Source organism: Sphingomonas sp. (genome assembly GCF_030145815.1).
Lineage (GTDB): Bacteria > Pseudomonadota > Alphaproteobacteria > Sphingomonadales > Sphingomonadaceae > Sphingomonas.
The window spans coordinates 71,753-79,257 of the sequence record NZ_JAIXHL010000021.1 but is presented as its reverse complement, the minus strand read 5'-3'; the positions used below and the strand labels follow the sequence as shown (position 1 = coordinate 79,257).

Here is a 7,505-nt window from a genome sequence, read left to right as displayed (position 1 = left end):
CGGGCCGGTGCCGCGATGCGCCGGAAGGCGCATTCCCAAACAGGCTCTCACCGGGGCCGCGCGGCCTCGCTCAGCCGCGTCATTTCATGCGGACGCAGCGGCAGGCGGAATTCGGCGACGTGACGCGCACCATGGCATTCGATCACGCGGATCGGCCAGCCGCCGATCTGCGGCAGCGACAGCCACAGGCCGCACAGGGGCGCGAATTCGGTATCGCTCTCGAATTCGACCAGCGCGTTGCTGAGCGAGGTGATCTGGGCGTTCCACCAACTGCTGCCCGACCGGACATGGGTCGCGGCATCCAGCTTGATCGCGTTCTTGACCGCGCCCAGCGGTGACGCGCTTCCGGCCATCGGCGCGTGCGCCACGGGTGGGCGGCGATTGGCGACCTGACGCAGCCAGGGCATCAGGATCTGCCAGCCCAGCTCTTCGGCAAAGGCGATGCCGGCCTGACCGCGCTCGGTCCAGCGGATCTCGCCCGCGATCGGGCGCAGGCCGTCCAGCGTGATCTCGACCGCCTCGCCCACGCGCAATGCCGCGCGCGTTTCGACGCCAAGGCCTGCCGGCGACAGGTTGCGGGTCCAAGCGAAATCGACCTGATCGCCGTGACGAATGCACAGCCGCTGGCGCAGCTCGACGCGCGGCATCTGGCGGCGCTCGGTGGGCAGCGCGGCAAGGCAACGCGCGAGCGCTGCGACCACATCGAGCGGCTCGTCGAAGCAGAAGGTAAAGGCCGCGGGGTCGTCGCCCAGCACCGAGCCTTCGGCGCTGACGCCAAAAGGCAGCTCGATCCGGCCGCGATCGCCATTGCTGACCGGTCCGGTGACGGTCAGGGTTGCGCCGGCGGAGGTGATGCGATGGACGAAACAGTCGCGCGTGCCGGTGCTGCCGGTCAGCCGGCCGTGCGCGGCATTTTCGCCGTTACCCGGCGCTACAGGGTCGAGCCCGTCCGAAAGCGAAAAGATGGCCGACCGCCCTGAACCCGACATAACGCCCCACAACTGAACGGAAAATATGTGCGGCCAGCGGCGTCAAGATTCACTGAGCGAGCGCGGTAAGGGACGGGTTAACCCTGTGTGGCTGCGCGATTATCCTCCCCAGCCAGGGGGAGGATGATGTTTTATCCCGCGTGCCAGTCGCCGGACTTGCCGCCGCGCTTTTCGAGCAGGCGGACCGCGCCGATCTCCATCGTGCGGTCGAGCGCCTTGGCCATGTCGTAGACGGTGAGCAACGCGACGGTGACGGCGGTCAGCGCCTCCATCTCCACCCCGGTGCGCCCGGTCAGGCCGACCGTGGCGGTGGCGGTGACGCCGCCGTCATCGGGGACGAGGTCGAGGCTGACCTTGCTCAGCGCCAGCGGGTGGCACAGCGGGATCAGGTCGCTGGTCTTCTTCGCCGCCATGATCCCGGCAATGCGCGCGACGGCGATGACATCGCCTTTCTTGAGCAGGCCGTTGCGGATCGCCCCGGCGGCCTCTGCGGACATGGTGATCCGCCCGGTGGCGATGGCGACGCGCTCGGTCTCGGCCTTTGCGCCGACATCGACCATGCGCGCCGCGCCGCTGGCGTCGAGATGGGTGAGGTCGCTCACCCGATCATCGCCCGCGTTGCCGCCTCGACATCATCCTGCCGCATCAGCGACTCTCCGATCAGGAAACAGCGCACGCCATGTGCCGCCATTGCGTCGAGGTCGGCGCGGCTGGTCAGCCCGCTTTCGGCGACGAAGGTGCAGCCATCGGGCGCACGCCCGACCAGTTCATAGGTTCGGTCGAACGAGACGGTGAAGTCCTTGAGGTTGCGGTTGTTGACCCCGATCAGCCGGGAGTTGAGCGCGAGTGCGCGGTCCAGTTCGGCTTCGTCGTGGACCTCGACCAGCACGTCCATGCCGAGGCCGAGTGCCGCGTCCTCGATCTCCGCCATCTGCGCGTCATCGAGCGCGGCGACAATGATCAGGATCGCGTCGGCGCCGATGCTGCGCGCCTCCAGCACCTGCCACGGGTCGATCATGAAATCCTTGCGGATCACCGGCAGGCTGCAGGCGGCGCGCGCGGCGATCAGATAGTCCTCATGCCCCTGAAAGAATGGCGCATCGGTCAGCACCGACAGGCACGCCGCGCCGCCGGCGGCATAGGCACGGGCATGGGCGGGGGGATCGAAATCGGCGCGGATCAGGCCCTTCGACGGCGATGCCTTCTTGATCTCGGCGATCAGGCCGTATCCGCTCGCGGCCTTGGCATCCAATGCGGCGCGGAAGCCGCGCGGCGGGGTTTGCGCCAGCGCCAGCGCCTGAAGGTCCGCAAGCGACGCCGTCGCCTTGCGCTCCGCCACTTCGCCGCGCTTCACCGCGATGATCTCGTCCAGCATCGTGCTCATGCGGCGGCGATCCAGCAGTCGAGCAGTGCTTTGGCAAGCCCCTTGTCAATCGTCTCCGCCGCTTCCTCGGCACCCTCGCTCAGATCGGCGGCCTCACCCGCCACGACCAGCGCCGCAGCGGCGTTGAGCAGCACCGCGTCGCGATACGCCCCGCGCTCGCCATCGAGCAGGCGGCGGAGCGCAGCGGCATTTTCCTGCGCATCGCCACCGCGCAGGGCGGACAGCGGATGGGCGGACAGGCCGGCATCGGCGGGCGTCACGCGCGCGGGCAGGCTGACATCGCCGATGCTGACCACCAGCGAGCCGCCTTCGGGCGACAGCTCGTCCAGCCCCTCTTCACCCGCGACGATTGCCGCGCCCTTGACGCCCAGCTGCGCCAGCGCCTCGGCATAGATCGGCGCATAATCGGGGCGGGCAATGCCGATCAGTTGGCGCTGCACCCCCGCCGGATTGGCGAGCGGCCCCATCAGGTTGAAGATCGTGCGCCGCCCGATGCGCTTGCGGATCGGGGCGACGCGCGCCATCGCCGGATGGTGCTTCGCCGCGAACAGAAACGCGATGCCGAGGTCGTTGAGGTGCGCTTCGGCATTGGCGGCCGCGCGGTCGAGGTCGAGGCCGAGCGCCTCCAGCGTATCCGCCGCGCCCGATTTGGAGCTGGCGGCGCGGTTGCCGTGCTTGGCGACGGGAACCCCCGCTGCCGCGACGACGATCGCGACGGCAGTCGATACATTCAGCGTGTGATGCCCGTCGCCGCCGGTGCCGCACACGTCGATCGCGTTGGACGGCGCGCTGACCGGAATCACCCGCGCGCGCATCGCCCGTGCGGCTTCGGCAATCTCGATGCTGGTTTCGCCGCGATCGGAGAGGGCGATCAGGAACGCCTCGATCTCCTCCTCGGCGGCGCGACCGTCGAGGATGTCGGCGAATGCCTGCGCCGCGCTTTCGCGGGCGAGCGGGCTGGCGGGGTCGGGGAGGAGGCTGAAGCTGGTCACGCCGCCTCTATTCCGGGGCACGCGGCGCGAGTCGAGCAATTCCTGTTATCGGCGAGGCAAGCCGGAGCGCAGGCGGTCAGCGGCGATAGGGGCTGTGCAGATCCTGAATCCACCCCGCCGTCGCACCCCGGTCGATCGTGACGGGCGGGCGCGGCTTGGGCGGAGCGATCATCGCCTTGGATCGCGCCGCATCGGGATCGATTGTCTCGGCGAAGCGCAGTCCGGCCACGCCATCCTTGACCCAGATCACGGTCGCGCCAACCGCTTTGAGCACTCCGACCGAGACGAGCACGGTTGCGCCCGGTCGCAGCCCGTCCGCGCGATCGATCCGCGCGCCCGACACTGACAGGTCCTTGATGCGATGCTTGCTCGGCGCTCCGCCCCCAAAACCGCAGATCTCCGCACTCAGCATCACCTGCTGGCGTGGCTGGCGCGGGGGGAGGGTTTCGCGGATCGCTGCTTCGTCCATGGCTGACCTGCTGGTTCCGCGTGCTTGCGGTCCCGCAATTACGACTTGTGCGAGGACGGTAGCGCCAAAGGGTTAAGCCGATATTGACTGCGGCTCGCGAGGGATCACGCCAGTATTTTCGACCCGATCCCGGCAATGTTGAGGAAGTTCGCCAGCATCGCATGGCCGTGCTCGGTCGCGATGCTCTCCGGGTGGAACTGGACCGAGTGGATCGGGAGGTCGCGGTGGCGGAACGCCATGACGCTGCCGTCCGATGCGGTGGCGTTGACCACCAGCGCGTCGGGAATGTCGGTGACGATCAGCGAGTGGTAGCGGGTGGCGGTGAAGGGGCTGGGCAGCCCTTGGAACAGGCCGGTGCCGTCATGGCTGACCGGCGACGTCTTGCCGTGCATCAGTCCGCCGCGCACCACCTTGCCCCCGAAATGCTGGCCGATCGACTGGTGGCCCAGGCACACGCCGAGCAGCGGCTTGCCCGCATCGGCGCAGGCGGCGACAAGGTCGAGGCTGATCCCGGCTTCGTTCGGGGTGCACGGGCCGGGGGAGAGCAGGAACGCCTGCGCGTTGCTGGCAATCGCCTCCTGCGCGGTCAGCGCGTCGTTGCGCACCACTTTCACCTCCGCGCCCAGCTCCATCAGGTAATGGACGAGGTTCCAGGTGAAGCTGTCGTAATTGTCGATGACGAGGATCATGGGGGGGGATTAGCGGTTCGCGGAGCGGTCGTCATCCATACATCTTCTTCGTCACCCCCGCGAAAGCGGGGGCCCATCTCCGAAGCGCGCAACGATAACATCCGGCGTGGTAGGCGGACAGTCCGGGAGATGGGCCCCCGCTTTCGCGGGGGTGACGGTTGGAAGGTCAGTACCCGGCGTTGAGATCGACGACGTTCTTCATGGGCCGCCCCTCCGCAAAGGCGCGGGCATTGTCGAGGAACAAAGCGGCGGCGCGCATGAACATCCGGGTCTGCGACCGACCCGATAGATGCATCGAGTGGATGGTGTTGGGCGCGGTCCAGAGCGGGTGGTCGGCGGGCAAAGGCTCGGGCGTCACCACGTCCAGAAACGCGCCGCCGATCCGCCGCTTGTGCAGCGCCGCGATCAGCGCGTCCTGATCGACCATGTCGCCGCGCGCGATGTTGATCAGCCATGCGCCGGGCTTCATTGCCGCCAGTTCATCCGCGCCGATCATCGCCGTCGTCGCGTCGGTCGAGGGGGCGGCGAGGACGATCCAGTCATAGTCGGCGATCCGCGCGCGCCAGGCGTCGGGGGTGAGCGTGCCGTCACGGCCTGAACGGGTGACGCCGGTCACCTCGACCCCGAACGCGGCGAGCCGATCCCCGATCATCCGCCCGATCGTGCCATAGCCGATGACCAGCGCGCGGGTCTCAAACAGCTCGATCTTGCCCGGCGCGTCGGTTGGCCATTCGCGGCGGTCGGCGGTGCGGATCACCTCGTCAAAGCGCTTGGCGGCGGCGAGGATGCCGAGCACCGCATATTCGGCGACTGCGATGGCGTTGATGCCGACGCCATTGGTCAGGATTGTGCCGCGCCCCTTGAGCAGGTCGATGTCGAACGCGTCGATCCCGGCATAGATCGTCGACAGCCATTTGAGCCGTTCGCCCGCCGCTGCGATCTCCCCGGTCCAGCCCGGGCGGTTCATGTCGACCCAGCCGATGTCCGCATCTCCAATCAGCGCCAGCGCCTCTTCGCGGCTGGTGAACCAATGCGCGTCGATCCCGGCGGGCAGGCCGGGTTCGATCAACGGGCGGGCGAGCGCGGGGAGGACGGCTTTCATGTATGCAGGATGGCGCGATCCGCGCGCCGGGGCAATCGCGGCGCGAGAAGGTGGTTTGCGACAAATTGATACTCTTTTCGGCTGGTGTCCGGCAGCGGAACGGGGGATGTTTCACTTGGGCGACGTGGCACGGGAGGTGCCGTGCGTCCGGGGTGGGACCGATGGACAAACTGGAATCGCCGCTGATCGCGGTGGATGAACCGCTCGCGCCGCAACCGGCGGGCGCGGGCGATGTCGCACGCGTGGGCGGCAGCTTTACCGCAGTCGGGGTCAGCGCGCTCGCGCTCGCGCTCGCCGCGTGTGACTCGGGCGGCGGTGGCGGCGGTGTTGTCTCGACCCCCGGCCCGACGCCGACGCCGAGCCCCACGCCGCCCCCGCCCACCGCCGCGCAGGCCAGCCGTTTCCTGTCGCAGGCAACGATGGGCGCGACCGCTGCCGACATCGCCGACGTTCAGGCGCGCGGCTATGACGCGTGGATCACCGCCGAATTCGCCAAGCCGCGCCCGACCACATTGTGGGACTGGCTGGTGAGCAAGGGCTATAACGTCACCACCAACATGAATAACGAAAGCGGCTTCGACAATGCGATGTGGAGCCAGCTGACCGGGGCGGGCGACCAGCTGCGCCAGCGCGTCGGCATGGCGCTGCTCGAAATGCTGGTGGTCGGCATTGGCGGGGTGAACCTGAGCTGGCGGCAGTTTTCCATGGCCGCCTATGTCGACATCCTCATGGACAATGCGTTCGGCAATTTCCGGACGTTAATCGAGCGCGTGACCTATAACGCCGCCATGGGGTCGTTCCTGACCTTCCTCGGCAACCGCAAGGCGAATGCCAGCACCGGATCGGTCCCGGACGAGAATTATGCGCGTGAGTTGATGCAGCTGTTCACCATCGGGCTGGTGCGGCTGAACATGGATGGCAGCGTCGTGACATCGGGCGGACAGCCGGTCGAAACCTACACGCCGGCGGACGTGTCGGGGTTGGCGCGCGTGTTCACGGGGCTCGTGCTCGACGGGTCGGATAACACGACCCCCGATCGCTATCGCCGCGCGATGATCTTCAACACCGGGCAGCATGAAACCGGTGCGTCGACCTTCCTCGGCACGACCGTCGCCGCCGGAGCATCGGGCGCAGATGCGATCCGCCAAGCGCTCGACACGATCTTCGCGCATCCCAATGTGCCGCCGTTCGTGTCGAAGCAGCTGATCCAGCGGCTGGTCACCAGTAACCCTTCAGCGGCCTATATCGGGCGCGTCGCGGCGAAGTTCGCCGATAACGGATCGGGCGTGCGCGGCGACATGCAGGCGGTGATCCGCGCGATCCTGATGGACACTGAAGCGCGGACCGAACCCACAGCGACCAGCGCGGGCAAGCTGCGCGAACCGGTCATGCGCCTGACGGCATGGGCGCGCGCGTTCGGGGCGACATCGAACTCGGGCAACTGGACGACGGGAGACACCAGCAACTCGACCAACCGGCTGGCGCAGGCAATGGGCCGCAGCCCGTCGGTGTTCAACTTCTTCCGCCCCGGCTACACCCCGCCCAACACCCCGATCGCGAGCGCGGGACTGGTCGCGCCGGAATTGCAAATCACCAATGAAATCAGCGTCGTCGGATATGTGAATTACATGCAATCGGTGGTGAACAACACGACCGATCTGCGCACGGACTACGGGTCGATCAGCGGCATCGCCGGGGACAGCGCGGCATTGGTCGACCGGATCAATCTGTGGCTCGCCGCTGGACAGCTTTCCAGCGCCACGGTGACGGCGATCCGCACTGCTGTCGATAGTTCGACCAACACCAACAACCGCATCGCGATCGCCGTCCTGCTGACGATGGCGTCGCCCGAATTTCTGACGTTGAAGTGAGGGGCCGGG

Annotated in this window: 8 protein-coding genes; 1 reads left to right on the top strand and 7 read right to left on the bottom strand. The window is 67.7% G+C overall.

Features of this window, described 5'->3' with window-relative positions; translation table 11 throughout:
• Nucleotides 1-47 precede the first annotated feature (47 nt).
• The 7 genes from KYX69_RS17470 to KYX69_RS17440 form a co-directional block, all read right to left on the bottom strand.
• Nucleotides 48-989, bottom strand: a complete 942-nt coding sequence (locus KYX69_RS17470) for a PilZ domain-containing protein (protein WP_300499499.1) — start codon at nucleotides 987-989, stop codon at nucleotides 48-50.
• A gap of 131 nt (nucleotides 990-1,120) precedes the next feature.
• Nucleotides 1,121-1,591 carry a cyclic pyranopterin monophosphate synthase MoaC gene (gene moaC / locus KYX69_RS17465; protein WP_300499497.1) on the bottom strand — a complete coding sequence of 157 codons (471 nt, stop codon included), beginning with the start codon at nucleotides 1,589-1,591 and terminating at the stop codon, nucleotides 1,121-1,123.
• Nucleotides 1,588-2,373 (bottom strand): indole-3-glycerol phosphate synthase TrpC, encoded by a 786-nt coding sequence (gene trpC, locus KYX69_RS17460; protein ID WP_300499495.1) that lies wholly within the window; start codon nucleotides 2,371-2,373, stop codon nucleotides 1,588-1,590. The genes moaC and trpC overlap by 4 nt, the downstream gene beginning before the upstream one ends.
• Nucleotides 2,370-3,365, bottom strand: a complete 996-nt coding sequence (gene trpD, locus KYX69_RS17455; RefSeq protein WP_300499492.1) for an anthranilate phosphoribosyltransferase — start codon at nucleotides 3,363-3,365, stop codon at nucleotides 2,370-2,372. The genes trpC and trpD overlap by 4 nt, the downstream gene beginning before the upstream one ends.
• Before the next feature lie 76 nt (nucleotides 3,366-3,441).
• Entirely contained in the window at nucleotides 3,442-3,834 is a 393-nt protein-coding gene (locus KYX69_RS17450) for a PilZ domain-containing protein (RefSeq protein ID WP_300499490.1), read from the bottom strand.
• 104 nt (nucleotides 3,835-3,938) lie between these two features.
• Nucleotides 3,939-4,523 (bottom strand): aminodeoxychorismate/anthranilate synthase component II, encoded by a 585-nt coding sequence (locus KYX69_RS17445; protein ID WP_300499488.1) that lies wholly within the window; start codon nucleotides 4,521-4,523, stop codon nucleotides 3,939-3,941.
• Nucleotides 4,524-4,689: 166 nt separating this feature from the next.
• Nucleotides 4,690-5,625, bottom strand: a complete 936-nt coding sequence (locus KYX69_RS17440) for a D-2-hydroxyacid dehydrogenase (RefSeq protein ID WP_300499487.1) — start codon at nucleotides 5,623-5,625, stop codon at nucleotides 4,690-4,692.
• A 161-nt stretch (nucleotides 5,626-5,786) separates the two neighbouring features.
• Here KYX69_RS17440 and KYX69_RS17435 point away from each other — a divergent pair, with 161 nt between their 5' ends.
• Entirely contained in the window at nucleotides 5,787-7,496 is a 1,710-nt protein-coding gene (locus KYX69_RS17435) for a DUF1800 domain-containing protein (RefSeq protein ID WP_300499484.1), read from the top strand.
• Nucleotides 7,497-7,505: the final 9 nt, after the last annotated feature.